This is a genomic window from Paraburkholderia haematera (assembly GCF_905220975.1).
GTDB lineage: Bacteria > Pseudomonadota > Gammaproteobacteria > Burkholderiales > Burkholderiaceae > Paraburkholderia > Paraburkholderia haematera.
Window position 1 is genome coordinate 1 of sequence record NZ_CAJNBK010000009.1, and the last position, 25384, is coordinate 25384.

The following is a 25384-nucleotide window of genomic DNA, read 5'->3' on the forward strand; positions in this document are numbered from 1 at the left end:
CACCGCGATCGAGGCCAGGTCGGCCATCCCGTCGTTGTTTCTCCTGGCCGGTTACCTGAGCGCATGGCTGGCATTCTCGATCTGCGCGGCATCGCTGCAGAAGGTGCTGCAACCGACCGGGATCATTTCGGAAATGATGTTGTGGTCAAAGAGCGCGCCCCTTTCCGCGATCGTTCTGGCCGCGGCGGGCGTCTATCAGTTCTCGCCGCTCAAGCGCGCCTGCCTGACGCAGTGCCGTTCACCAGTGAGTTTCCTCACCGCGCACTGGCGTCCTGGCGTCGCAGGCAGCTTCCTGCTCGGGATGCGCCATGGCATTTACTGCGTGGGCTGCTGCTGGCTGCTGATGGCGTTGTTGTTCGTCGGCGGCATCATGAATCTCGTCTGGATCGCCGCGCTGTCGCTAATCGTTTTCGTGGAAAAAATCCTGCCCGGCGGTGAGCGTGTCGGCCGCGTGCTGGGCGTCGTGCTGATCGCCTGGGCGGGCGTCACCCTGCTGGTGTGATCGGCTTTTCTCTTCTCACACGGTCATTCAAATGACCGAACAGCTGGATCTGTTAATAGAGGTGCGTCCGTAACACAGGGCCTCATCAAATACCCAGACGACCTGGCGTGGCTTCGGCGCTGTACGTAAATCGGACCTCTCCCAGTCGGCGTTACGCGTCCCTGCAAGAGCCCAGTCTTGGGACGTCCGAAGAATTGTGTGGCGCCGGTTCGACGAAGCTTGAAGCTGAAAACTCTCGTTCAATGAAAACCTGAACAGCACAAGGCGCAACGTCACGGCGCTATGATTCACTTTCGCAAACGGCAGCTGTCTGGGGTGCACCGGACGTTCGCCCATCAGGGTGGTTCGGCGAGTGCTCGACCATAGAAACCATTGGTCCATAAACTCCCGGATGGAGCCCGGCATCCGTCTCATACCTGAGGCCCCAGCCGGCGGATTGCAAATCACCGGCATTGTCATCCACATTGCGTGCGCGGCTCACGCTGCGGCGCTCATTCTGGCTTCTGCCCGTTAATCCAGGTCAAGCGTTGCGTGCGCCGCAAGTGGGTTGCCAGAAGTGCACGGCACTCGCCCGTGCCTGCTTCGGTGTTGCTCAGAATGCGAGACGCGGCGCGCTATAGCTACCATAACTGCTCGTGCCCACTCCCGATCCTTGTGTCGGCATCGTATAGCCGCCGACAAAATGGCCCTGGATGTACTTGCTGCTGCCGCCGTACGATCCGTCGATATGAAAGGCCGCGAACGCGACGATCGGTACATAGCTTTTGCTCGAGACCTGGGCGGCGACCGGCATGACGACGGTGACGCCCGTCGGTACGCTCGAGTAAATCGTTGTCTTGACCCCAGGCTCGATGTAAATGTTGTCGCCGATCGACAGCGCCGTCGGATTCCCGTTCGCAATCAGATTGCGGATGGTAGGAACGTTGTTCGAGACGGTCGTAAATGATGTCCAGTCACCGGCCTCGCAAGAGGAGCCATATTGCTGGCCATTTCCGATTTCGAATTCGTAGGCCTGGTTCGTGGACGGATCGATTTCTGGCTGGTTGGTATTCGAGTTCCAGTATTGGTCGAATACGCACTGATCCATGACGACAGGAAAGAGGCCGCCGGCCGGAACGGAGGCAGGCGGTGTGATCACCGCGACAGCCGTCGCGCTCTCCGCCGTGGCCGGTGTTCCAACCAGCGCGCCGAGCAGAAGCGTCACGAGGCCGCCATTGTCACTGGCGTCGCGCTTGATCGTGACCTGCACAGCGGGCTCCGGCAGTTGCCCGGCAGGCGCCGGCAGCGTGACCGAGCTCGGGGCCAGAATCGAGGCTGGTGATGCGGCCAGATTCCAGTACCCTGTCATGACCGTGCCAGTGGAAAGCTGCTTGCCATCCGAAGTATTTAGCGTAACGGCCGCCGCCGCCGCAGCGGCGGCGGCCGACCAGTTCGGAACGCTCGTGCCCGTCGACAGCGCCGAGGCTCCGGCCAAAGCCGCCGCATCCGCTGCATTCTGCAATTCGTCGTGGGCACTAAAGACGCGTGGCATGTCGACAGCAAAAGCACCGAACATCAGCAAAAACGTCAGTGTGAAAAGAAACCACAATGTGATCGATCCGCGCTGGTGATCGGGCACGGGGTTCGCGAGCCGACCACGGCGAGTCATTCGATACGCGCGGGCGCTCACGAAGGATGCATCATGCTGATCGGCATTCTTATTCACAATACTTCACCGCGGCGGCTGTAATCGTGACCGGCCCTGCCAGCGCGCTCAGTGCTGAACCGAGAACGAGTCCCCGATAGGTGTAGGTGACCGTAACCTGAAGCGTGTTGCCGGTGCCGGTTGATGGGCAGCCTCCAGACGGAACGACATCGACGCTCGGCGTCGTCGCCGTACCGCCAGTGATCAGGCTGTTCTGGGCATACGAAACGGCAACGGCCTGGATCGAGCTCCCACTGGCGCGGGGCACGCTTAGCACGACGCCCTGGCGCGCGGCCTCGCCGGCGGCATTCGTGATGACGGCCTTGTCGCAAAGCAGCAGACTGACATCGACGATGCCGAACATCACCATCAGCACGAACGGCAGCATCAGCACGAACTCGAGCGCGGCGATGCCACGCTCGTTTGCGGCGGCGCGCGGTCGGCCTCTCATTTCGGCGCTCCGGGCGACGTCACGCCAACAGCGGGCACTGCTTGCGCCAGCCTCGCGCCGTCATCCGCTTGCGCCCTATACCGCTCGCGCAACTCACCGTAGAAACGCAGGTTATCCTCCACGGAGCCGCTCGGCATGGCAGGGCTCAGGATGCGTCTCGCTGCCTCGTTATTACCGAGCAGTCCGTAGGCTAGCGCGAGATTCTCGCGAGCCTGCAGTGGCGCATCGGGAAGACTCGCGATATCGAGTAGCACGTTCGCGCCGGCACGCGGGTTGCCGGACAGAATCAGCGAGAGGCCGAGATCCGCCTTGAGTCCCTCTATCTCGGGATGGCGCCGCAAGGTCGAGCGATAGACCTCCTGCGCTTGAGCATGCTTGCCCTGCAGATCGAGCGCGGCGCCCAGGCCTTCAGCGGCCATCGCATTGTCGGGGTTGGCTGCCACGAGTTCGCGGTAACGCGACACGGCCTCATCGAGCCGGCGCTCGCGCAGTGCCACCCGTGCAAGCCCCAGATGAGCACGCGGATCCTCGGGAGCGACCGCCAAAACACCTGCATAAAGCACACCGGCACGAGCGAGATCGCCGATCTGATACATCGCATCGCCAAGCCCGAGCTGGGCCGTGAGCGAGTGCGGATCGGCCTGCAGCATCTTTTCGAAGAGGGACACAGCGAGCTGCGCGTCGCCGCCCTCGAGGGCGCTCTGGGCGATATGCTCGTCGGTCCGCGCGTTCGTTGCATGCGGGATCGCGACGGGCTGCGCCGTGACAAAGTGGTTGCTTGCGCAGCCAGTCGCAAGCACCACGACGGCAAATGGCGCGCAGAGTGCTCGCAGCGCTCCAGGCAGTGACAAGGGATGGCGCATGATCATTCCACCTCCGGGGGCGGGAGCATTAGTGATGACGAAACAGGACAACGAGCCGAATCACCGCAGGGCCCGCCGCGATGAGCCCGACGGTCGGCATGATAAACAGCATCATCGGGATCGTCATTTTCGGTGCGAGCTTCGCGGCCTTCTCTTCGAGCGCGACCATCTGCATGGTGCGCTCGGTGCGCGAGAGCATGCGCAACGACTGAGTGATCGGCGTGCCGTACTTCTGAGACTGGACGAGCGTGGTGACGAGCGCCCGCATCGACGACATGCCGGTGCGGGCGGCCAACGCGTGGAGCGCGTGCGCGCTGTCGCTGCCGATGCTGAGTTCGTCCGTCGTGACGGCAAGTTCGTCGGCGAGCTCAGGACAAATCATGCGCAACTCGTTCGAGACGCGCTTGAGCGCAACGACGAGACTGTTGCCCGCATTCGTGCAAATGACGAGCAGATCGAGCGCATCGGGCAACGCGACTGCGATCGCCTTGCGGCGTCGCCGGATCATGAAGCCGAGCACATACTCGGGCAGCATCATGCCGACAACGAAGGCCCCGGCCATCAGCAAGACACGAAACACAAAGAACTGGCCGACTGCGGGCAAATGCCCACCAAGTCCAATCGCGCCGAGCGCCAGACAGACGCCGACAACGATCTTGGATCCTGACAACACGGCAACCGCGCGCCGGTCGCGAAAGCCCGCACTCGCGAGGTGGGTTGCAAGCTTGGCGCGCTCTTCGGCTTGCACAACGGGTATCCGTTCACCAAGCGTGGCCACACGTTTGGCGAGGTTGCGCGGCATGCTCTTTGCAGCGATGGCAGCCGGCGTGTTTTCGGTCGCCACGCGCGCCACGCTTTGCCGCGCGCGTTGGGCGATACGCGCGCGCTTGCTCGTGCTGCGCAAGACGAGCCAAAGCGTGAGCATGACTAGCAGGACGAGTAGCGCGGCATTGCGCAAAAGATCGGCATTCATTATCGCGACGTATCGAGGTTCGAGATTTTATTGATCATCCAGAGCCCGATGGTCAACAGCACGGCCGCGAGCGTGAGTATCTTGTGTCCGGCGTGGGTGTGCGTGAGGGTCTCGAGATAAGGTCGGTTCACAATATAAAGAAAAGCCATGAGCGTGAACGGGACCGCCGCAATCATCTTGCTGGCGAGCCGGCCTTCCGCTGTGAGCGCTTTGCTTTTTGCGCGAATGTCGCGCCGTGAACGCACGATTGCCGAAAGGTTCTCAAGTGTGTCGCCGAGATTGCCCCCCGTTTCACGCTGCAAGATCAGGCAGACCGAGAAAAACGAAAAATCGGAAATCTGCAGACGCGCTGCCGCCTGTTGAAGCACGTCTTTCAGTTCCGCGCCGACAAGTAAGGCGTCGCCCATCGTGCGAAACGTTGCGCGAACCGGCTCCTCGCTCTCGACGCCCGCGGTGCTGATCGCCTGCACGACGGGAATCCCCGCCCGTACGGCGCGAATGACAAGGTCGAGCGTATCGGGAAAGCCAGCGAGAAAGCGCCGCCGAAAGCGTGCGACTAACCAGCGGTAGGCTGCGCGGACGGCTATACCCGCGATGCCGACGGAAATCAGCAACCGCACGAGCGGAGTCATCGAAGCGAACGACGTGCCGATCAGTGAAGCGATAAAGGCGGCCGCGGCGACAACGGAGATTGCACGCATGCCGCCGGAACCGCTGACCGCGCGCACGCGCTCCTGCCATGCCGCGAACACGGCGAGCAGGGCCGCCTGATCGCCCATGCGGCGCTTCGGATGCAGAAGTTGCTGCTCGCTGTTGTCGCGCTCGGGCTTAATCGGCCGACGCTCATCGCGCAGCGTGGCGACGCGCGACCTGATGCGCGCGCTCGGGCGCTGTCTCGCGATCTCGCGAACTGCACGCACGATGAAGCCCGCGATGAGGATGGCGAAGAAAGCACCGGCAGCGACGACGTTCGCGGCATTCACGACTGGATCGCCTTGAGCAGAGCTTCTTCAAGCCCATAGTAGGCGGCACGCTGCGCGAAGACAGGTCGCAGCGACGATCCTTCGAATACCCCGCGAACCTGTGCTTCGTAAGCGCTCGCGCTGTAGCGGAATGTGAAGAGATCCTGCGTGATGACGACATCGCCTTCCATGCCCGCGATCTCAGTCACGTGCGTCACGCGCCGCACGCCATCGCGCATGCGCTCGATTTGCAGGATCAGGTGAACCGCGCTTGTGATCTGCCGGCGAATCGACATCAGCGGCAGATTGCCATTTGCCATCATCACCATGCTCTCGAGCCGGGTGATCGCATCCCGCGGGGTATTGGCGTGGACTGTCGTCATTGACCCGTCATGCCCCGTGTTCATCGCCTGAAGGACATCGAAGGCTTCCGTGCCACGCGTTTCACCCAGGATGATGCGGTCGGGGCGCATCCGCAGCGCATTTCGTACAAGGTCGCGCTGCGAGACGCCACCGAGCCCCTCGCTGTTCTCCGGCCGCGTCTCGAGGCTGACGACGTGCGGCTGCTGAAGCTGAAGCTCGGCCGCGTCTTCGATCGTCACGATGCGCTCGCCTTCGTCAATGAAGCGCGACAGTGCGTTGAGCAGCGTCGTCTTGCCGGAGCCCGTGCCGCCTGAGATGACGATATTGAGCCGGCATGCGGTAGCGATGCGCAACACATCGACCATGGCGGCGGAGATGTTGCCCTGTTGCGACATGCGTCCGAGCGTGATGTTGCGCTTGGAAAACTTGCGAATCGAAATGGAGGCGCCGTGCAGGGCAATCGGCGGCAGTACGACGTTCACACGGCTGCCATCGGCAAGCCGCGCATCGACCATCGGACTGCTTTCATCGACCCGCCGCCCAACCGCCGTCGCGATACGCTGTGCGACGTTGATGACATGTGCGTTGTCCCGGAACTTGAGCGCGGTGAGCTCGAGGCGTCCCCCGCGCTCGACGTAGACCTGGTCCGGCCCGTTCACCAGAATGTCGGTAACGCGTTCGTCGGCCAGCAGCGGCTCGATCGGACCGATGCCGAACATATCGTTGAGGATCTCGTCGACGATGAACGTTTGCTCGGCCAGCGTCAGCGTCAGACGGTCGCGGACGATCGTTTCGGCCGCGATCTGCTCGATGCCCGCACGCACGTCACTGCGTGACATCATCAGCGCGGCCGACATGTTCATCGAGGAGAAGACGGCGGAGCGAATCGTCTTGAACGTATCCGAGCGGATCGGTGCGTCATGGCGATCCGCGGTCGATAGGGCTGTCGTTGCGGGCAAGCTCGGCGGCGCAGCCTCCGCCCCCCTGCCGGGTTCGGGGTTCGACCCGGCAGTTTCCGGGCCGGTTGCAGTTTGCAAGGGTTGCAACTCGTCCGAACCGTTTGCGAACGCGTCGATCCCATGGGGGCTCCGGCGGCCAAACATCAGCGAGCCCCCCGGTTCGGCAGCAGGCGTCTATACCATGGTTGACGCGCCGTTACGGCCACCTCGCCGCCCGTGATTGCGTTGGCAAGCGTGACGATCTCCGCTGCAAACGGCGAACGTTGCGCTTCTGCGAGCGGTTCTCCCAGGTTCTCAGCGAGCGCGAGCATCTGTGGCTCATAAGGGAGTGAACAGATCGATCCTCGCGCGAGCGCGGTGACGAAATCGGCCGAATTGACGCGGCCAGTTACGGACTGCCGCGATTCGTTGAGCAGCACCTGGACCGAGGGTTCCGAATCGCGGCCTTCCGCGAAACGGCATAGGCGGGCGGCTTCGCGCGTCGATTGCACTGAGTGGTCCGCCACCACATGGATCATTGCGCTCGCGTTAAATGCTTCGTCGACGAGGCCGCCTGCCCGCTCGGGCAAGTCGAGCAAGATGTAGTGGTAGTTGCGCTTTAGCAGAGCGACGAGTTCCGTCAGCGCACCGGGGCGTAAAGCAAAGTCGTCGTTGAGCGGGAACTCGGACGCGAGTACGAACAAACGGTCGCTCTGGGCCACGAGGGCTTGATTGATGAGTTGTTGATCGAGCCGATGCGGGTTTCGCAGCATTTCCATCAACCCGTTGTTGCTGGCGATGCCGAGCATCGACGCAGCCGTTCCGCCGTAGGGATCGAGGTCGACATAGGCGATGCGTCGCCGTGTCTTGTCGGCCAGGTGGCGCGCGAGCGCCGTCGCTATCGTTGTGACACCGACGCCCCCGCGCGTGCCCACGAAACTGAGAACCTTGCCCATGCGCGACGAGACATTTGGGTCGGTTGAAGCGATCGCGCGTCGCAAGAGTTCGACGGTCAACGGTTTGACGAGATAGTCCTGCACGCCGAGATGCAACAGGCTACGAAAGAGTCCAACGTCGTTCCGCTCGCCGATGACGACGACGCAAACGGAAGGATCGACGGTCTCCGAAAGCCGCTGGAGGTCGGAGATCGGCATGCTCGAGTCCGACACATCGACGATCAGGTAACGCGGCGATTCCTTCAGCGCGGACATGATTGCGACGGCATCGTCGAGGGCGCCGCAAGCGACATGCGAGCTTGCGATACCCAGGTCGACAACAAAGCTGTTGATGACCGCCTCGCTTGCGGCATCGGAAACCACCGCAACGAGTTTCTCGGCGCCGGATGGGCGGCGGCCGCGTTTAAGAGCGTTCGGTTCTAAGGCGCCCATTTGTATCATCTCCGCTATTGGGAACCGGTCGACGTCGTCGACGATGAGGACGGCGACGTGGCAGATTCCGATTTCAATGGTGCCGCGCGTCCTTCCTCGTAGCGCCGCACGGCACTCGCTGCGAGCGGTGCGTCGGCCCCCGCGTAGGGCACCGGCGCCACGAGATCGGCGGGCCGCGCGAGCATCGCGGCGAGATTCGAGTAAGTGGCGCAGCCGAACGCGACGCCGGGCCGCGCCGAGCCGGCGTCTACCATTTTGGATTGCTGATCGAGCGCCTCGCACCGAGGCGGGATCGCGTGCCCGCCTTCGCCGGGCGCGAAGCCGATGACGGACGGATCCGGCATGCCCAGCGGCGTAGCCGACATGCACGACGTGAGACCGACACATGCCGCGCTGGCGAGCACTGCTGCAATCGAGGCGAACCGTGCATTCATTGTGTTCCCCTTCCGATAGTCAATAGACGAAGCCCGCTGCGCCGACGAGGCGCGGCGAATTGCCGGAAAGTGAATCGACACCGAGCGAATGCTGGACGGCAAATTCGATATCGCTGCTCGGGCGCATGACGTCATCGAGCGCGCCGTGCAGTTGTCCGGGGCCGGTGGGCGCGACGATATACGGCGTGACGATCGCCACGAGCTCGGTTTTCTTGCTCTGGTAGTTCTTTGACGAAAAAAGCTTGCCGAGCACCGGTAGGCGGCTGAGTCCGGGTAGCGCGGAAAGTACGTCGCTCGTCGAGCTTTGCAGCAGCCCGCCGATAGCGAAGCTCTGCCCGCTAGAAAGTTCGACGGTGGTCTCCATCCGTCGCACTGTCAGTGCGGGAACCACGATCGAGTTCAGCGTAATGCTGTTGCTCGGGTCGATCTCACTGACTTCAGGCCGCACAGTAAGGCTGATACGATTGTCGGCCAGCACGGTCGGGGTGAAGTTCAGTGAAACGCCGTAAGGCTTGTATTCGATCGTGATGGTGCTTGTTGTACCGCTTTGAGGGACCGGGATGGGTAGTTCGCCGCCTGCGAGAAAGCTGGCCGATTGCCCCGACATCGCGGTCAGGTTCGGCTCCGCGAGCATGGTCATCAACCCCTCTTCGTCGAGTGCGTTGAGAACGGCTTCGATCGAGCTCGCGCCTGTCACAAACTGACCGATGATCGAGAAGGCGCCCGCCGTCGGCGTCGCTGTGCTGCCGTAGGCAAGCCCGCCCTTGAAGTTGCCGGAAGCGCCGAGCGCATTCCAGTTGATGCCGAGCTGTTGAGTGACGTTGCGGTCGACTTCGGTGATGCGTACGCGGAGCAGGACCTGGATCGGATGAGCGATCGTTAGCCTGTTCACCAACTGCTCCTTGCCGTGCAGATACGGCTGCATCGCTTGCACGACGGCATCGGCATCGGCTGCGCTCGGCACCGCACCGCTCACCGTCAACGACCCGGGTGCGCTCGTGGCCCTGATGCCGAACCGGGGGAAGCTGTTGTCCAGGAGGCGCTGAATCGAAGCGGTATCGGCCGCGACGCTGACCGTCTTGCGCAGAATTTCCTTGTTGTTGGCGCCCAGCGCAAAAAGCGTGGTTGTACCCGCTTTCTTGCCGAGCACGTAGACAGAGCGCGGCGACGGCACCTGCACGTCGGCTACCTCGGGGTCCGCGACGAAGACGGCGACGGCCGGGGTCGGCAGTGTGATCATCGTGCCGCTGCCGGCTGGGACCGAGAGCACCTCGGCAGCCGGCCCCGCCCACGCGAAGCCGGCACCCGGGCCGGCAAGCACGGCGAGGCAAAGCAGTGTCGCGACAAAGGAATAAACGGCACAGCGGTGACTTGCGAAGCTGCCGGCGCGGCGTGAAAAGCGTAGAGCGCGTGTGAGGCTGGACATGATGGGTCCTAGGATCCTGCGGCTGTTGTGCCGGTTGCCTCTGCAGCGGATGTCCGTGCTGCATGCGGCGTGCCGGGGGGCAGCGGTGGCAAGCCCGGCGTATCTGTGGATGTCGGGCCCGCCGACGGGTTGCCTGCCTGCTCGACGTTGGCGCCGCGGTAAATGGTCACGTGCGGAGGAGGCGCGGAAGTTTTGCGCGGGGCGTCGGAGGCCAACTCGCGCAGCCCGCGCGAGACGTCGCCAGCCCACACCGGCGGCGTCGGTGCATGCGTCACGTCCTCGAGGTCTGAGGCGTGCCTGTCGCGTGTGGCAAAACTGCGCAGCGCGAGCGACAGCGTGCCGAGATGCGCGGCGACCGTGATGGCCTGGGCGCTCGTCGGTGTGACTTCGAATGTCGCGGTGCGCACATTCAGGCTCGGAGCAGCCGCATCTTCCTTAGGACGCCGGAACGCCGAGCCAACGGCCAGCACGCGCACACGCTCGGCCACCGTCTCGGACTCGACGGCGCGAGCCGGCGCGACGTTGACGCCGCCGTCAGCGCGAATCTGCTGCGTCAGCAGCACGTCGACATAGTCGCCCGGCTGGATCAGTCCTGCGTTGCCGGATACATCGTCGACGGCGACCGAGATTGCGCGCATGCCGGGTTTGAGCGCGGCGGCTAGAAACCCGGGTGCGCTCGGCAGGATCACGTCAGCCGTGCCGAGCGGTGTGCCCGCGCGCACGGCATGGCGCAGGAGATCGCCTTTCAGATCCTGCTCGGTGCCGGCTTCCCCCGAACCCTCCAGGAGCATGCCCGCCAGAGCCTGGCTGCGCGGCATCGTTTTCCAGACGAGGTCCGAATCACGCAAGAGAAGCCCGTCCGGGAGGTCGTCGGCCGCGGCACGCACGCGCACCGTTGGCGGAGGCGCCGCCGACGACGGGCCGGACGAGGCAAGAAAGAGCGCACGGATGACGAATGCGCCAATCATGGCGATGACGACGAGCGCAGCAAGCTTAATGATGTTTTGCATGGCGGCGCGTTTTCTTCAGACAAGACGCGCAAGAGCAGGAAGCGCGAATTCAGCGTGATGGCTCACAGCAGGTCCACGCAGGCCAAAGGCCGTGTGATTGCCGAAGGTCGGCTGCAGTAGGACCGCGATGATGCCCCCAAGCGCGAGTGCGACGCCATACGGCACGCCGCGCGATAGCGCAATCCAGTCGAGGCGTCCTACCACCGCTGCCAACACAGGGATGCGCTTCATGGCAGCCGCCGTAAGTACCGTAAGCGTGACGAACAATCCGCAGAGGGACACAATGACGAAAACCGTCCAGGATTGCGGACCCGCCCAAAGAAAGACGGCGGCTGCAAGCTTGACGTCACCGCCGCCGAGCCAGCCGAACCGGAAAATCAATCCAGCCAGTGCCAGCGACAAAGCACCCGCGACCACATGCGCTGCCAACGAGGCGCCGGTGCATTGGGTCAGGGCCGCGTCGACGAAGTAAAGTGCGGCAAAGACGGCGACGGCGGCATTCGGCAAACGCCGGGTATGCAGATCAAGAAGGGCGAGCATCGTCAGCATCATGCAAGCCGCTGCTTTGATTACGTCCATGTGTGTCACCGGTTGCCGAATGCGCCGAAAGATACAGCCGCCCAACTCGCGTGTACGCGTTTTGCACTGGACGGCCGCGAGGATTAACCAATCATGCCGCCGGGGAAATCTGGTTTTTGATCGTGGTCATCAGAGTCGTAAACAGTTCTGGGAGGCCACCGGTGGTACTGCTTAGCACGGCGCCGGCTGCGACCACCGCAGTCACGACGATGCCGGCGAGAACCGCATATTCCAGCGCACTGACGCCACGCTCGTCGCGCGACAGGGATCGAATGAAACGCAGCATGAAAGACTCCTGAAAGTATGGCGGTTATGACCGCTTTGCCGTTTAGCTACAAAAGAGGAATAGGTCATTCCTCAGGATTACTATCGGCAGGTGGCCAGGAAACTTGACCCCGACACGTGAGATGAAGGCACGAGGCCGGTATCCATGAAGAGCATCTTATTGCTGGCTGCAACGGAACGATCCGCTGAGAAGGTGCCTGAATCGGGTTCAATTTACGCATTCACTCGGCCTGCAACCTTGCAACGGAATGAGACAGGGCCGGCTGCCCGCTGCAGGGCGAGTACAGCGCGCCGCCGCAGTAACATCCTTCCGCAGTGCAACATGGTTATTCAGGAAACCATAGTTGTCGCTCTTTCCGTTTCGGGCACGTCGAGTCAGGTCGTGCCGTCGCGGTTCGCCTGATTCACGTCGAGTTCGGACTCCTGCCTGAGATGACCTGCGGCAACAATTGTCTGATGAATGACGGGTTCACATCGATCCGCAGCGGGGGCGAGTCTGGAAGTTGGCTTCAATGTTCACAATTGCCGATCGAATGACCGGTTGCAGGTGTGGAGTTGGCGTTTAAACGTCCGAGTGACAAGCGGATTCGGCACGCCGGTCCTGGCGTGCCGAATCCGCTCGAACGTTCATCTCAACGACCGGGGCGAACGCTGCCGCGCCGGTGCTGCTTACATCGCGCTTCGTGCGCTGGTATGCAGATCCGATCTGCTGTCCCTGTTACCCGACGGAATGAAATCCGTTGTCTGAAGTGCAACCGTGTCCGAGCTGGCAATCGAGCGCTTCTTGCTGGCTCGAACCAGAACGCGCTCCAGACACTGATAGAAGAGTTCGAGTTGTTTCGCGTCTGAGGCCCGCCGCTCGAGGTCGAACACATCCTCAAGCACGCGGCGCGAAACATAGAAACGTTGAAGTCCGTGGGCAATACGAACCTGGAAGACGACGCCGTCACTGTTGTGCGACACCGCTGCCCAAATCAGCTCATGGCTACTCATGGAGCCCCCGTGGATCACAAATTTAAAAGCAGAAGCTGGCCAGTCCATGGTGGCACAGGCCAATATTTTTCAAAATTGTGACGCACACTGCTTTGACATTTTTACCACGGTTGCGTCTTGCGGCGCAGCAGGGTGTCAGTGCGTGCCGCCTTTCAACGCGCGGCACGCGATACGTCTGTCTGCTTACTGCGAACCCGCCCACGTCTGGCCGGTCGGCGACGAATCCCCGATGCCCGGAAAGTCGACATAGGCGCTGCTGCAATCCACCGCGTTCGCCGTACTCAGCAACTGCGATGCGGTGCCGGTCAGGACGACCCGATTCGCGGTCGACGGGAAAATCGGCAGGTTCACATTGTTCAGCGTCAGGTTCGCGTCGGACGTGGTGACCGCCACGTTACTCGGCGAATCGGCGAGCACGTTGGTGAGCGTCATGCCGAGCGGGAGTGCCGCATGCGTGATGCCGCCTGTATTGGCCTGGAATCCCTCGAATACCGCCGAAGTGCCGCCAATGATATGCACGTTCGACAACGAGATGTTGTGGAAGTCCGGATAGAGCGGCGACGTAGGATTCGGCAACGCCTTGGTGCTGTAGTACGGCGTGAACAGCAGTGCCTGCCCGCTATTGCGAATACAGATGTTGTTGTAATTGATGTTGGTCACGATGCCGCCTCGTGCCCAATCGGACTTGATGCGCAGCGCCTGTTCCGAGCCATCGAACGAATTGTCGTAGACCTGGATGTTGGTGACGCCAGCATTCGTTTCGCTGCCGATTGAGATGCCATGGCCCGCATAAATATGGTTGTGGGCGATGACAAACCCGTATTGCCGATCGGTTGCAACGTTGCGGTTGCCGTCGATGCCGAACAAGCCTGAGCCGGTCGGACTCGGGTTATTGGATCCCTTCGGAGAGATGTCGTCGTCGCCGGTGCTGATGTAGTTATAGGCAAAGACGGCATTCTTGAGGTACCCGTCAAACGCGATCTTGCCGGCCGCCGAGTTTTTCGTGCTTCCGATCGCCAAAGCCTGAACAACCGGCTTGGAAGAGGAACCCGGATCGAACGCGTCCGTGTTCTTGGCCGTGTCGACCGTCGGCACCATGCCCAGATAATTCGGATTGCCATTGCCCGCCGGGTTCGCCGAAGCCGACAGTGACGGCGTCTGGACCTTGACGTTCCAGACCGTGAGTCCGTCGACGCCGCTAGGCACGACGTGGAAATTGGCGCTGTTGTTCAGCGTGATGCCGAAGAGCGTCAGATTCTTCGCGTAGTTGAAGACCATCATGCGGAAGTTCGACTGCGAGCCGACCCCGGTTGTACCGTTCTCGATCATGTTGCCGAGCCACGCCAAATCCCACCAGGTCATGTGTCGGGACGAGGCTGAAGGATCGACGAAGGTGCCGCCGTCGTCGCAGGGCGTATTGACGCCAGCCTGCAGTCCCTTTGCATAAGACGCATAGGTGTTCGTGCAAGTCAGGTCGACGCGCATCAACGGATAGAGGGGGTTCGAACTCACGATCTCGGATGCAGCCCGGCCGTCGATACTGCCGCCGCCGACGACAGCGGAATTGACGAGGTAGCTGCCGCCGATCAGTGGCAGGCAGTTGCTGGAGCTCCCTGCCTTGGTCGAGCTGACCGCCGTGTTAGCGCAATAAGGCCCTGCCACGTTGGGCGCATAAGCCATCACGTCGCGCGTCGCATAGACCGTCACGCCCGTGTCGATCCAGAGCGTGACGCCAGACGGTAGCGTGAGCGGTCCCGTAATAAACGCGTTGCCCGGGCCGGTACTCGATACAACCAGATGAACAGCGAATTGTTGGGCGTGATATTGCGCAGCAGCCAGTTGCTGGGCCGACGCGCCAGAAATGTTGACATTCGGCGCGGCCGCCGCGGTCTGCGATGCGGCCGCTGCGGAGTCCGCAGCATAGATGGCTGCGCCGACCTGAGCGTCTACCGCGGCGCCGCAAGCGTCGAGCGCCGCCTGAATGCGCGCCTGATCCGGATTCAGAATGGCAGACGTCGTACCGCTATCGGCTTCGGGCCCCAGCGCGCCGCTGGGTTGGCGTACCAGATTGTTACTGGCTTCGAGCGTGCTGCAGACCTGGCTGGCAGTCGGCAGTTGCGGCGCGGACGGAAGCGCGGCATCGCTTTTAGCCACCCCGACCTTGAATGCAGCGGGTGCTGTTGCCGCCGGAGCGGTATTGCTGGTCGAAGATGCAGGCAAACTGTCACCACTACCGCAAGCGGAAAGTGACACGGCAAGCGTTGCGACTATGCATGGGAAAACTGTAAATCTATCAAGCATTGTCCATCCTTATAATAAATACTACTAATCATTCAGACTCGTTGCCGATTTACTCCGGCTGGTCGTCAGCGACCTGCTTTCACGTTAACCAATCTTGCCGTTGAGGCTCTCGCGTGACCGCGACAGCGGCCTTGACTGCGGAACGTAGCCGGCAGGGTCCCGAGCGGGATCGGAAGCGCCTCTGACCGCCGTCGTGTCAGACCTTGCGCAAAGCGCCGCGCGAAAAACTATCGACCGATCAAGTTGAGAATTCCCGCTGAAACGGTGACACGAGAGTCAGCACATTGATCACGCTGAAGAGAACCGCGAGATATGAAGAAGCGGGCCTGGTAGGGGTCGCCTCTTGGGACATCCCAGTCGCAGCCGATGATTTCGGTGGGTTGTCCACGTGCAACGCACGCACGCGCCTTCTGGCAAGTATCCGCGCACCACGCCCTCTATTAAGTTATACGATGACATATGAATTCTAGTCAACATACGCGCGACCGTACATGCGGTACTTACCCGATGATTCGCTAATCAAAGGATTTCGTAAACATGCTGAAATAATATTGTTATACGACAACGTATAACAACGATCCGACGTTCAACCACTCCGGCACCGAGCGCACACCGCGCCCACTCACCTACGAATCACTTCTGCCCCTCCGAACGACCACCACCCAGCGCCTCGAGCAGTGGCCGCAACGCATCCAGTTCCGCGCCGAAACCACTCCAGTCCCCCGCCTTCAATCGCTCGATCGCACGGTCATAGTGTGCAAGCGCCTCGCGAGCACGCGCGTCCGCCGTGCCCTGGGGCTGCGGTGCGAGCGGGACGCTTTCCTTGAAGAGCGCCGCCAGCGCTTCGCCCAAAGTTTCCTTCATCACCACCCGGTCCCCATACGCGGCGATCACCCGCTTCAACTCGGGCAACTGCCCCGACTCCGCCCGCAAGTAGAGAGGAGAGATGTAGAGGATGGAGTTCTCAATCGGCACGACGAGAAGATGGCCGCGAATGACGCGCGAACCCATCTGGTTCCACAGCGAAATCTGCTGCGAAATCTCGGTGTTCTGCTGAATGCGCGCCTCGATCTGGAACGGCCCATAAACGAGCTTGTCTTTCGGGAACGCGTAGACGATAAGCTTGCCGTAGTTAGGTGGATCGCAACGGGCGGCGAGCCACGCGATCATATTGTCGCGCTGGCTGGGCACCATCGGCAGCATCAGAACGAACTCCTCGCGCGGCTCCCCGGGCAGCCGCATGATCATGTAGTAAGGCGTCATCGGCGTGCCGGGACTATTTCCGCCATCAATGCCGATCAATTCCCGGGGGAACTGCCAGAGATCCTCGCGATTGTAGAAAACCTCCGGCGCATCCATGTGGTACGCCCGATAAGTTCGCGCCTGGATCAGGAACAGGTCTTCGGGGTAGCGGATATGTTGCTGCAAGTCTTGCGGCATCGCCGCGAGAGACTTGAACAGGCCCGGGAAGATGCGCTGATAAGTCCGCAGGATCGGATCGGCAGGATCGCTCACATAGAAATCCACCGTGCCGTTATAGGCGTCGACCACAACCTTGACTGCGTTACGGACGTAGTTGGCGCCATCGCCGAAAGCCGGCTGGGCGTAGGGGAACCAGCGGCTTGTCGTATAGGCGTCCTGCATCCAGAAAAGGCGTCCATTGCTTACGACGAGATAGGGATCATGGTCGAGGGTGAGGAACGGAGCGATCGTCCTTACGCGGTCCTGAATGTTACGGTGCAGCAGGATGCGGCTAGCGTTCGTGATGTAGCCCGTTAGCAGGATATTCGGATCGTCGAACTCCCAGGCAAAGAGGCTGCGGCGTGCGACGCTGCCGATGGCAATCCCATCGCTTCCGCTGTAACTGGCATAGACGTTGTCTTTACCCTTGGGGTAATCGAATTCGGCGACGCTGCCTTTTACGATGACGTAGCCCTCTCCCCCTTCACCGAAATACAGACGCGGCTCGCGAATGGCCGGCCCGCCGTGAGTCACGGGGGGAATGTCCTGCAGATAGAAGGAGGGCAACCCTTCTGTCGATTTTTCGGTGACGGGCGACATCACCACGCCGTTGCCGTGCGTGAACAGGAGGTGCAGGTTCACCCAGGTCTGGGCGTTCGCGGAAAGCATCGACGGTTCCAGTTCGCGGGCCGACAGCATCACTTGCCGGTAACCAGCGTCGAGCCGGTAGCGGTCGATATCGACGGAGAAAAATTTGTAGTAAGTCCTGATCTCCTGCAGCTGCGCGTACGTATCCATCAGCGGCTGCACATCCCACAGGCGAATGTTGTCGATGGTCGCCCGATTGGCTTCGAGTGAGCTGAGATTCAATTCCTGTTCGGCCGGAAACGGCTTTACCGCGATCTGGCTGAGGCCATAGGCCATTCGCGTTAGCGCGATGTTGTCCTTGATATAGGGCATCTCCAGTTGCAGCTCGCTCGGCTTGACGTAGAAGCGCTGGAACAGCGCCGGGTAAATCAGAGCGAACACGAACGAAGTGCCGAACACCAGCAACACGGAGGCAGCAGGAATCCGATAGTCCAGCCGGCGCATGTTGACCCACGACGCGACAGCCGCGGCGGCAGCAAGACCGGCAAGCACCCACAAGACCGGGAGTTCGACGTGGATGTCGGTATAACCGGCGCCGACCACAACGCCGTTATCGCCGTAGAGCAGCAAAAAGCGGTCGAGTACGTAGGACCCGGCCTTCAGGACGAAGAACGCACCGAGCAGCGCTGCGCCATGAGTGGCGGCAGCGCCTGAGAGCCCGCGCGGCGGCCGATCGAACGTGATATCGCCGCGCACCCCGTAGATCACGCCGGCAAGGATCGCACTGCAAACGAGCACCTGCAGCAGCCAGTTCTTGAACACAAGGTAAGCGGGCAGCGAGAACAGATAGAAGCTGATGTCCAGGCCGAAAACAGGATCGCGCTCGCCGTAGGGCACTTGATGAAGGAAGCGCAGCACCAGATCCCAGTTGGAGATTTCGCCGGTGGCAATGATCAGCCCCAGGGCAATAGCGCAACCGGTAATGCTCGCGCGCCAGGGAATGCGTGGGGCGAGCTGGTCTGCCAGTTCGCTGATGAACTCCGGCGTACCTGATAGACGGGCCGTTTCCACTTGCCAGCTACCTGGACGCCTCGCGTAACGATGCGCGAGGAACCCCGAAGCGGCGATTGCGCTCGCCGACGCTGCGAACACCGCGGCAAAGAGGAGCACCTTGGCGGAGACAACCGTCCAGAAAACGCCGACATAACCGATTGACGAAAACCACAGCCAGTCGACCACGAGGCCGGTGATACGGCCGACGACGATCAGGCCACCCACGACGACCGCCACAGTGATTGCGGTGCGCCTCGAACGCATGCGGGAGATGGGTTGCCAAAGCATTGCCCCTCCTTTGCCGGTATTAGGGTCGTATAAATGATTGTAGTCCGGTGAGGCAGGAGGCGTACGCTCGCCCGTTCCGGAATTGATTTGACATCCTTGACCTGGCCCGGGACTATTGAAGCCGCAAAAACGTGCCGGCGCGGTCAAGGCGCCGAGTGCCAATCGAACACATCCCATCAAAAAATGTCAGGAGACATAGAGCCATGAGTGATCAGCCGTTCGGACGCTCCCGCCGCGATTTCATGCGTATTGCCGTTACAGCAGGCACCACCGCAGCGCTGCCGTGGATGCAGGACGCCCACGCGCAGTCACCGGCCAACTCCGCAACACCTGCACCCGCCGCTGGACACTCAGCAAAAGGCACACAGCTGATCCTGCTCGGCACCAAGGGAGGCCCGACGCCGTCCGACCTGCGCGCGGCGCCGTCGAACGTGCTGGTGGTCGACGGTCAGCCCTACGTAGTGGATTGCGGCAACGGCGTCGCGCTGCAGTTGACCAAAGCGGGCGTCAAGCTGCCGGGCATCCGTGACATCTTCCTGACCCACCATCATTCGGATCACAACGCCGACCTCGGCAACCTCGTGTTCCTCGCCTGGGCCACCGGCCTGCATACGCCCGTGAACCTCTACGGGCCGCCGCGCATGACAAAGATGATCGATGACTTTGTCGACATGAACGCAATCGACCTCGACGTGCGAATGCGCGAAGAAGGCCGCCCGCCGTTGCGGCCACTGATCAACATCCATGAATTCGACGGTCCGCGTCTCGTGATGGAAGACGACCGCGTGCGCGTCACCTCGACACTGGTCGACCACTACACGATCAAGCCGGCATTCGCTTACCGCTTCGAGACGCGGGACCGCACGGTCGTCTTCTCCGGCGACACGACCTACTACCCTGCGCTTGCCGAATTCGCGAAAGGCGCTGACGTCCTGGTGCATGAGGTGATGTACCTGCCCGCGCTCGAAAAGCTGATGAAGACCGTCGACAACGCGCCGACGCTGCTCGATCACCTCGTGAAGAGCCACACCACCACGGAGCAGGTCGGCAAGATTGCCGCGGCGGCGGGCGTCAAGACGCTGGTGCTGAGCCATTTCGTGCCAGGCGGCGATCCCGCGATTACCGACGAGATGTGGGCCGCCGATGCACGCAAGCAATTCGGTGGACAGATCATCGTCGGTAAAGACCTGCAGGTGATCTGAGTGTCAGGAAGAGCCACCATGCAATCCACTGCGATTCCCCTGACGTTGCTGACGGGCTTTCTCGGTTCGGGTAAAACCACGTTGCTTAATCGCCTGCTCCCGCAACCGGCGCTGGGCCGTTGTGCCGTGGTGATCAACGAACTGGGCGCGATCGGTCTCGATCATCTGTTCGTCAGCACCTCGCGCGACGAGACCGTCGCGCTGCTCGAAAACGGCTGCCTGTGCTGCGGCGTGCGCGACGAACTGGCAGCGACCGTGGCCGATCTGCTGGAGCGCCGCACGCGCGGCGAGATTCCCGCCTTCGAACGGATTTTGATCGAGACTACCGGGCTTGCGCGCCCTGGCCCGGTGATCTCGCTGCTGCTGGGTGACCCGGCGCTTGAAGGCCGTTTACAACTCGATGGCATCGTGACGACCGTCGATGCGAAACACGGCGCCGCGCAACTCGCCCGGCATGAGGAATCGCGTCAGCAGGTAGCAGTCGCGGACCGGCTGTTGCTGACCAAGGCTGAACTGGTCGATGCGCCCAAGCTTGCCGACCTCGAGGCCGCGCTTGAGGCGCTGAATCCGGGGGCGGCGCGCATCCCGGTGCACAACGGCGAGATCGACGCACAACAGCTGCTCGACATCCTGACACCGCGTGCCTTGCGGCCCTGGTTACGCGCCGAACCTTCGCCGCGCAAGCTGCTGATGCGTGGCGCTGCGGCGTCACGTGTGGCTCATCCGGACATCGACAGCTTCTGCCTGACTTATTCCCAGGCATTGCCGATGCGGGCATTCGAAACCGCGCTGACCGTCCTGCTCGGCTATCACGGCGAACGCATCCTGCGGGTTAAGGGGATCGGCAATTTCATCGGCGAATCGCGGCCTGTTGTGTTCCATGGCGTGCAGCAGTTGCTGCACGAACCGTTGCGACTTGAAGCGTGGCCTGACGACGATCACACGACACGGCTCGTGTTCATCGTGCAGGGACTCGCCAGGTCGGTGATCGAGGAAACGATTACCCATTTTCTGCGTGAAGCAGGACAAGAATTAAACCAATGTACGTGACATCGTCGAATGCCCCAGATCAGATTGGCGAGTTTGCACGTCTGGTTCACGATGCCTTCAGGCAAGCGTTGCCCGCTACAGAGCAACGCCGCCTGGCGACCTCCGTCATCGTTCACGATGTCACGGAGGGTTCATGGGGAGCAAACGGCGCGATCTGGCGTCTCCCAGACTTTGCGAACGCGGCTGGTTTCGCTCACTTGCAATCACTGACCGGGGCAAGCTCTCAATACGATAAGGCGTTGCCGGCAAGACCCGATACAGGCTCATGACTTCGTGACCGCGTCCTGATTCCGGAACGCCGCCTCACCCGCGTCCGACACCTCGACCCACTTCTTGTCGGGCGCGGCTTCTGCGACGTAGCTGTCGTGCCAGTTCCACCACTTGTAGGTCGGGGTCTGAGGATAGCCCTCGGGCGAGTCTTCCCAGACCTCCTGCCGGCCCAGCGGCGTGATGTCGAGGTAGTTCCAGGTGCCGCCCATCTGCTCGTCGCCGCGGTTGTTGATGAAGTAAGTGCGGAACACGCGGTCGCCGTCGCGGTAGAACACGTTCGTGCCGTGCCACTCCGCCACGCCGAAGTCGGCGTCGAAGCTGTCCGTGAGGGAGAACCACGGCATCTGCCAGCCCATCCGCGCCTTCAACCTCGCGATGTCCGCCTGAGGCGCACGCGAGACGAAGACGAGCGTGGTGTCACGCGCGTTCAGATGGGCAAGGTGAGCGACCTGGTCGGCCACCATGGAGCAGCCCCGGCAAGCGTGGTCTGGCCAGCCAAACACGCCGGGCTCGAAAAAGGCGCGGTACACGATAAGCTGACGCCGCCCTTCGAACAGCTCGAGCAGGCTGGCCGGGCCCGCGGGCCCGTCGAACACATACGCCGTCTCCACGGCCATCCACGGCATTCGCCGACGCTCGGCGACCAGAGCATCACGGGCGCGGGTCTGAGCTTTTTCTTTCACGAGCAGCTGCTCGCGGGCCGATTCCCACGCCTGCGCCGACACGACCGGCGGTGTGTGCATGGCAGGTTGTCCGTCTTTCTGTCCGTTCTCGGTTGATGTAGTCATGGCTTTTGCAATCTCCTGGTTTGGGTGAATTCCCGCGCCTCGTGGCTGAAGCGCGAGTCCATTCGTTGCTCAACGCTGGTTGTTGGCCGTGAGATAGTTTTGCACCGGAAAGCGAACGTGGGGAGTAACAAGTGTGGCGGTATTCAGGTAGGGTCGCGGCTCCTCCCGGCAATGCACGGGGAAGGATGCGAAGGGTTCGTCGCCGCCGATGATTGCATCTTCTGCGCAAGGCGGGCGGACGGTACATCGTCTAAACAGCAAACCGGTGTGACGACATGAAGTATTATTTCCGCGGCAGCGAAGCGTCGTTTTGACAATGGATGCTTCGCTGCGTTCGACGTTCTCTGGTTGTGAATATGAACCGCGTGTCGAAGCAAAGGAGAAGTGTCAATGGAGGCAGTAGCGTTGGCAGAGGCTATTGGGTGGTGTCCGTCATGATTCCGGCAATCGCGCCGGCGCATACCGCGCTTGTCGTCATGCATTATCAGACCGATATTCTCGGGCTCTTTCCATCGGTCGCACCGGCCTTGCTCGCCAATACGCGCAAGCTGTGCGACGCGGCGCGGGCCAAAGGCGTCAGCGTCTATTTTGCCAACCTCCGGTTCAGCCCGGGCTATCCGGAAGTCAGCCCATTGAACAAGAATGGGCAGGGAATCAAGCAACTTGGCCTCTTCGTCGACGACAGGACCTCGCCGGAGTTAGGCCAGCAGGCCAGTGAGCCGGTCATCATCGCGCATCGCGCCAGCGTGTTCTTCGGCACCGATCTGCAGGCACGACTTCTCGCACAAGGTGTCGATTCGCTGACTATGGTCGGCATTGCGTCGACCGGTGTCGTGCTGTCCTCGGTCGCGTATGCGAGCGACGCGGACTTCCGCTTGTACACGGTCAAGGATTGCTGTTACGACCCGGATCAGGTGGTACATGAACATCTGTTCTCCACCGCATTCGATTCGCGCACCACGGTGCTGTCGCTCGCGGATGCCTTGCTGCTGCTCGCCTAGATTTTCGACGTCCACGCCGGAGCAAACCCGGGATCTCCCCAATGTCCGATTTGAAGCAGCGTGGACGTCGAAGAGTCCTTTTGGCACGCGAGGTGAATCACCCAATGACCTCGCACGACCGCCTGCCCGACCGCTATTAAACTTGACTTGGCTTACCTCGCGCCGGAGAATTACTATTCCCTTGCGGCCGCGCCCCGCGGCGACAAGTCGGTGTTCGCGTGCCTTCAATGGAGGTTCGTATGAGCTATCACCTGGAAGGTCGTCTGCTCGAAGTTTGCAACTGCAAAGTCCTGTGTCCGTGCTGGATCGGCGAGGACCCTGACAACGGTACCTGCGACACAATTGTCGCGTGGCGTATAGACAAGGGAGCGGTCGAAGGCATCGATGTCGGCGGCAATACCATCGCGGTCGTTGCCCATGTGCCTGGCAATATCCTGCAAGGCAACTGGACTGCCGCGGTCTATGTCGACGACCAGGCCTCAAAGGCGCAGGAGGAGGCACTGCTGAAGGTCTACACCGGCCAGGCCGGCGGACCGGTAGCTGACCTCGTCAAGCTCATCGGCCAGGTCGTATCCGTGGAGCGAGCGCCGATCCGCTTCACCGTGGTCGCGGGCAAGGGCGAACTCGAGATCGGCACGAACTACTACGCAGAACTCGAACCCTATCTCGGTGCGACCGGTGGCCAGACCACTCTGTCCGACACCGTGTTCTCGACGGTACCAGGCGCTCCGGTGTTTGTCGGCAAGGCCCCGACTTATCGATCGAAGAACCCCGCCCTCGGCATCGATCTCGACATTAAAAACCACAACGCCCTGCAGAGCACGTTTGTCTTCGACGCATGAACCCGACGGCAGGCCCGCCGCCGTCCCGCGCCTCGCGCCATGTTCACGTGTTCCTGCCGGTCCTGACTGCGCTGATTGCGCTCGCGTGGGTGGTGTTATGGGCGTGGGCGCGCAGTCCATACGGACGCTATATCGAGCACGGCGACTGGACAGCGTCAGGGCCGGCGGCATTTCTGTGCCGTGTTGTTCCCGCCGGCGACGTGGTCGTGCCCATCGTGCTCTACGCCACCGCGTGGATTCTCATGACGGCGGCCATGATGCTGCCGACCACCTTGCCGTTGTTCAACGCCTTCGACCGGTTGACGGCGCAGCGCCCGGACCATGGGCGCCTCCTCGTGCTGCTTGGCCTGGGCTACATGACGGTGTGGGGGGCTTTTGGACTCCTCGCACACGGACTCCACAGTGCAGTGCTGTCCGCGCTCGCACGCGTACCCGCACTGGCCTGGCACGGCTGGCTGATCGGCGTCGCGACGATTGCATTGGCTGGCGCGTTTCAGTTCAGCAAACTCAAGTACCGGTGCCTTGAAAAGTGCCGCACGCCTTTGAGCTTCGTCATCGAGCACTGGCGTGGGCACGCGCAAGCACGGCACGCGTTTGCGCTTGGCGCTCAGCACGGCCTGTTCTGCGTCGGGTGCTGCTGGGCGCTGATGCTATTGATGTTCGCGCTCGGCACCGGCAGCCTCGGCTGGATGCTCCTGCTTGCGGCTGTGATGGCGATCGAAAAGAACGTTCGCTGGGGCCAGCGTCTCAGCATGCCCCTCGGCATCGCGTTGCTGTCGTGGGCAGTCATCCTGGTGGCGATTCATGAGTGAAGACCGTGGTGGCCTGCTAACCTTTCAGACGACGGTCCTCACCTCGATGGCGATGCTTGCCTTCGCCGCCAATTCACTGTTGTGCCGACTCGCGTTGCGGCAAGGGGAAATCGATCCGGTCAGCTTCGCCGGCATCAGGCTGATTTCTGGAGCCATTGCGCTCGCCGTCATCGTGCGGTTCAGGTCGAAGCGGTCCTCGCCCGGCCATACCGACTGGCTCGCCGCGGCCATGCTGTTTGCTTATGTCGCGTTCTTTTCCTTCGCGTATCTCACCTTGCCCGCCGGCACGGGCGCATTGATTCTGTTCGGCGCGGTTCAATTGACCATGTTCAGCGTGGGTTTGCGCTCCGGCGAAAAATTCGGAGCCATCGCATGGCTCGGTCTCGCACTGGCAGTCGCGGGGCTTGTCTACCTGGTATCGCCGGGTGTCGCCGCGCCGCCGCTTCTCGGCGCTGCGTTGATGGCAATCGCGGGCGTGGCGTGGGGCGTGTACTCGTTGCGCGGCCGTGGAGTGGCCGATCCGCTCGCCGCCACGGCGGGCAACTTCGCGCGTGCGGCGCCACTCGCCCTATTGTTGAGCTTGCTTTTTCTCGCCAACTCCCACGCTCACGCACGCGCGGCCGGGGTCATCCTGGCGATTGCCTCCGGCGCGATCACGTCCGGCATCGGGTATGTCATATGGTATGCAGCACTCAGCAAGCTTTCGTCCATGCGCGCCGCCACTGTGCAGTTGTCGGTGCCCCTGATCGCTGCATTTGGCGGAGTGGCGTTCCTGTCGGAAGCGATCACACCACGCCTTGGTGCTGCCTCTGCCGCGATCCTTGGTGGCATCGCGATGGTGCTGACCAGCAGGTCGCAGAGGCCTCGCACGTAGCGT

General features: G+C 61.9%; 23 protein-coding genes. 7 read left to right on the top strand and 16 right to left on the bottom strand.

Going from position 1 to position 25384, the window contains the following annotated elements:
* Positions 1–502, top strand: a 502-nt coding sequence (locus tag KHO23_RS17335) for a DUF2182 domain-containing protein (protein WP_211612455.1), incomplete at its 5' end; no start/stop codon positions are given.
* Between the two features lie 592 nt (positions 503–1094).
* Here the strand turns inward: KHO23_RS17335 and KHO23_RS17340 are convergent.
* The 15 genes from KHO23_RS17340 to KHO23_RS17410 form a co-directional block, all read right to left on the bottom strand.
* Positions 1095–2150: a pilus assembly protein TadG-related protein gene (locus KHO23_RS17340; RefSeq protein WP_211612456.1), complete on the bottom strand. Its 1056-nt coding sequence runs from the start codon at positions 2148–2150 to the stop codon at positions 1095–1097.
* Positions 2151–2199: 49 nt separating this feature from the next.
* Positions 2200–2637: a TadE/TadG family type IV pilus assembly protein gene (locus tag KHO23_RS17345; RefSeq protein WP_211612457.1), complete on the bottom strand. Its 438-nt coding sequence runs from the start codon at positions 2635–2637 to the stop codon at positions 2200–2202.
* The gene (locus KHO23_RS17350; RefSeq protein WP_236066892.1) at positions 2634–3506 is read right to left on the bottom strand and encodes a tetratricopeptide repeat protein; all 873 of its coding nucleotides are present in this window, start codon (positions 3504–3506) and stop codon (positions 2634–2636) included. The genes KHO23_RS17345 and KHO23_RS17350 overlap by 4 nt, the downstream gene beginning before the upstream one ends.
* 22 nt (positions 3507–3528) lie before the next feature.
* Complete coding sequence (locus KHO23_RS17355) at positions 3529–4473, bottom strand: type II secretion system F family protein (RefSeq protein WP_211612458.1); 945 nt, start codon at positions 4471–4473, stop codon at positions 3529–3531.
* Positions 4473–5456, bottom strand: a complete 984-nt coding sequence (locus KHO23_RS17360) for a type II secretion system F family protein (RefSeq protein WP_211612459.1) — start codon at positions 5454–5456, stop codon at positions 4473–4475. Before KHO23_RS17360 ends, KHO23_RS17355 begins: the two co-directional genes overlap by 1 nt.
* Positions 5453–6901 (bottom strand): CpaF family protein, encoded by a 1449-nt coding sequence (locus KHO23_RS17365; RefSeq protein WP_211612460.1) that lies wholly within the window; start codon positions 6899–6901, stop codon positions 5453–5455. The genes KHO23_RS17360 and KHO23_RS17365 overlap by 4 nt, the downstream gene beginning before the upstream one ends.
* Entirely contained in the window at positions 6901–8124 is a 1224-nt protein-coding gene (locus KHO23_RS17370; RefSeq protein ID WP_211612461.1) for an AAA family ATPase, read from the bottom strand. Before KHO23_RS17370 ends, KHO23_RS17365 begins: the two co-directional genes overlap by 1 nt.
* 14 nt (positions 8125–8138) lie before the next feature.
* Positions 8139–8558 carry a CpaD family pilus assembly lipoprotein gene (locus tag KHO23_RS17375; protein WP_211612462.1) on the bottom strand — a complete coding sequence of 140 codons (420 nt, stop codon included), beginning with the start codon at positions 8556–8558 and terminating at the stop codon, positions 8139–8141.
* Between the two features lie 19 nt (positions 8559–8577).
* Entirely contained in the window at positions 8578–9984 is a 1407-nt protein-coding gene (locus tag KHO23_RS17380; protein WP_211612463.1) for a type II and III secretion system protein family protein, read from the bottom strand.
* An 8-nt stretch (positions 9985–9992) separates the two neighbouring features.
* Positions 9993–10994 carry a Flp pilus assembly protein CpaB gene (gene cpaB / locus KHO23_RS17385; RefSeq protein ID WP_211612464.1) on the bottom strand — a complete coding sequence of 334 codons (1002 nt, stop codon included), beginning with the start codon at positions 10992–10994 and terminating at the stop codon, positions 9993–9995.
* Positions 10995–11009: 15 nt separating this feature from the next.
* Complete coding sequence (locus tag KHO23_RS17390; RefSeq protein WP_211612465.1) at positions 11010–11573, bottom strand: A24 family peptidase; 564 nt, start codon at positions 11571–11573, stop codon at positions 11010–11012.
* A 91-nt stretch (positions 11574–11664) separates the two neighbouring features.
* Positions 11665–11859, bottom strand: a complete 195-nt coding sequence (locus tag KHO23_RS17395; RefSeq protein ID WP_211612466.1) for a Flp family type IVb pilin — start codon at positions 11857–11859, stop codon at positions 11665–11667.
* Between the two features lie 668 nt (positions 11860–12527).
* A complete protein-coding gene (locus tag KHO23_RS17400) occupies positions 12528–12851 on the bottom strand; it encodes a hypothetical protein (RefSeq protein ID WP_211612661.1) in 324 nt (107 codons plus the stop codon).
* Between the two features lie 183 nt (positions 12852–13034).
* Positions 13035–15152, bottom strand: a complete 2118-nt coding sequence (locus tag KHO23_RS17405; RefSeq protein WP_211612467.1) for a glycoside hydrolase family 28 protein — start codon at positions 15150–15152, stop codon at positions 13035–13037.
* A gap of 633 nt (positions 15153–15785) precedes the next feature.
* The gene (locus KHO23_RS17410; protein WP_211612662.1) at positions 15786–18542 is read right to left on the bottom strand and encodes a UPF0182 family membrane protein; all 2757 of its coding nucleotides are present in this window, start codon (positions 18540–18542) and stop codon (positions 15786–15788) included.
* A gap of 242 nt (positions 18543–18784) precedes the next feature.
* Between KHO23_RS17410 and KHO23_RS17415 the strand changes: the two genes are divergently transcribed.
* The gene (locus tag KHO23_RS17415; RefSeq protein ID WP_211612663.1) at positions 18785–19744 is read left to right on the top strand and encodes an MBL fold metallo-hydrolase; all 960 of its coding nucleotides are present in this window, start codon (positions 18785–18787) and stop codon (positions 19742–19744) included.
* An 18-nt stretch (positions 19745–19762) separates the two neighbouring features.
* Positions 19763–20794 (top strand): CobW family GTP-binding protein, encoded by a 1032-nt coding sequence (locus KHO23_RS17420; protein ID WP_211612468.1) that lies wholly within the window; start codon positions 19763–19765, stop codon positions 20792–20794.
* A 263-nt stretch (positions 20795–21057) separates the two neighbouring features.
* On the opposite strand, the gene KHO23_RS17425 is transcribed toward KHO23_RS17420, so the two are convergent.
* Entirely contained in the window at positions 21058–21852 is a 795-nt protein-coding gene (locus tag KHO23_RS17425; protein WP_211612469.1) for a DUF899 domain-containing protein, read from the bottom strand.
* 434 nt (positions 21853–22286) lie between these two features.
* Between KHO23_RS17425 and KHO23_RS17430 the strand changes: the two genes are divergently transcribed.
* The 4 genes from KHO23_RS17430 to KHO23_RS17445 all read left to right on the top strand — a co-directional run bounded on the left by KHO23_RS17430 (position 22287) and on the right by KHO23_RS17445 (position 25381).
* Positions 22287–22853, top strand: coding sequence for an isochorismatase family cysteine hydrolase (locus tag KHO23_RS17430; RefSeq protein ID WP_211612470.1), 567 nt, complete (start codon positions 22287–22289; stop codon positions 22851–22853).
* A gap of 239 nt (positions 22854–23092) precedes the next feature.
* Positions 23093–23695 carry a DUF1326 domain-containing protein gene (locus KHO23_RS17435; protein ID WP_211612471.1) on the top strand — a complete coding sequence of 201 codons (603 nt, stop codon included), beginning with the start codon at positions 23093–23095 and terminating at the stop codon, positions 23693–23695.
* Complete coding sequence (locus tag KHO23_RS17440; protein WP_211612472.1) at positions 23692–24507, top strand: DUF2182 domain-containing protein; 816 nt, start codon at positions 23692–23694, stop codon at positions 24505–24507. Before KHO23_RS17435 ends, KHO23_RS17440 begins: the two co-directional genes overlap by 4 nt.
* A complete protein-coding gene (locus KHO23_RS17445) occupies positions 24500–25381 on the top strand; it encodes a DMT family transporter (RefSeq protein WP_211612473.1) in 882 nt (293 codons plus the stop codon). Before KHO23_RS17440 ends, KHO23_RS17445 begins: the two co-directional genes overlap by 8 nt.
* Positions 25382–25384 lie beyond the last annotated feature (3 nt).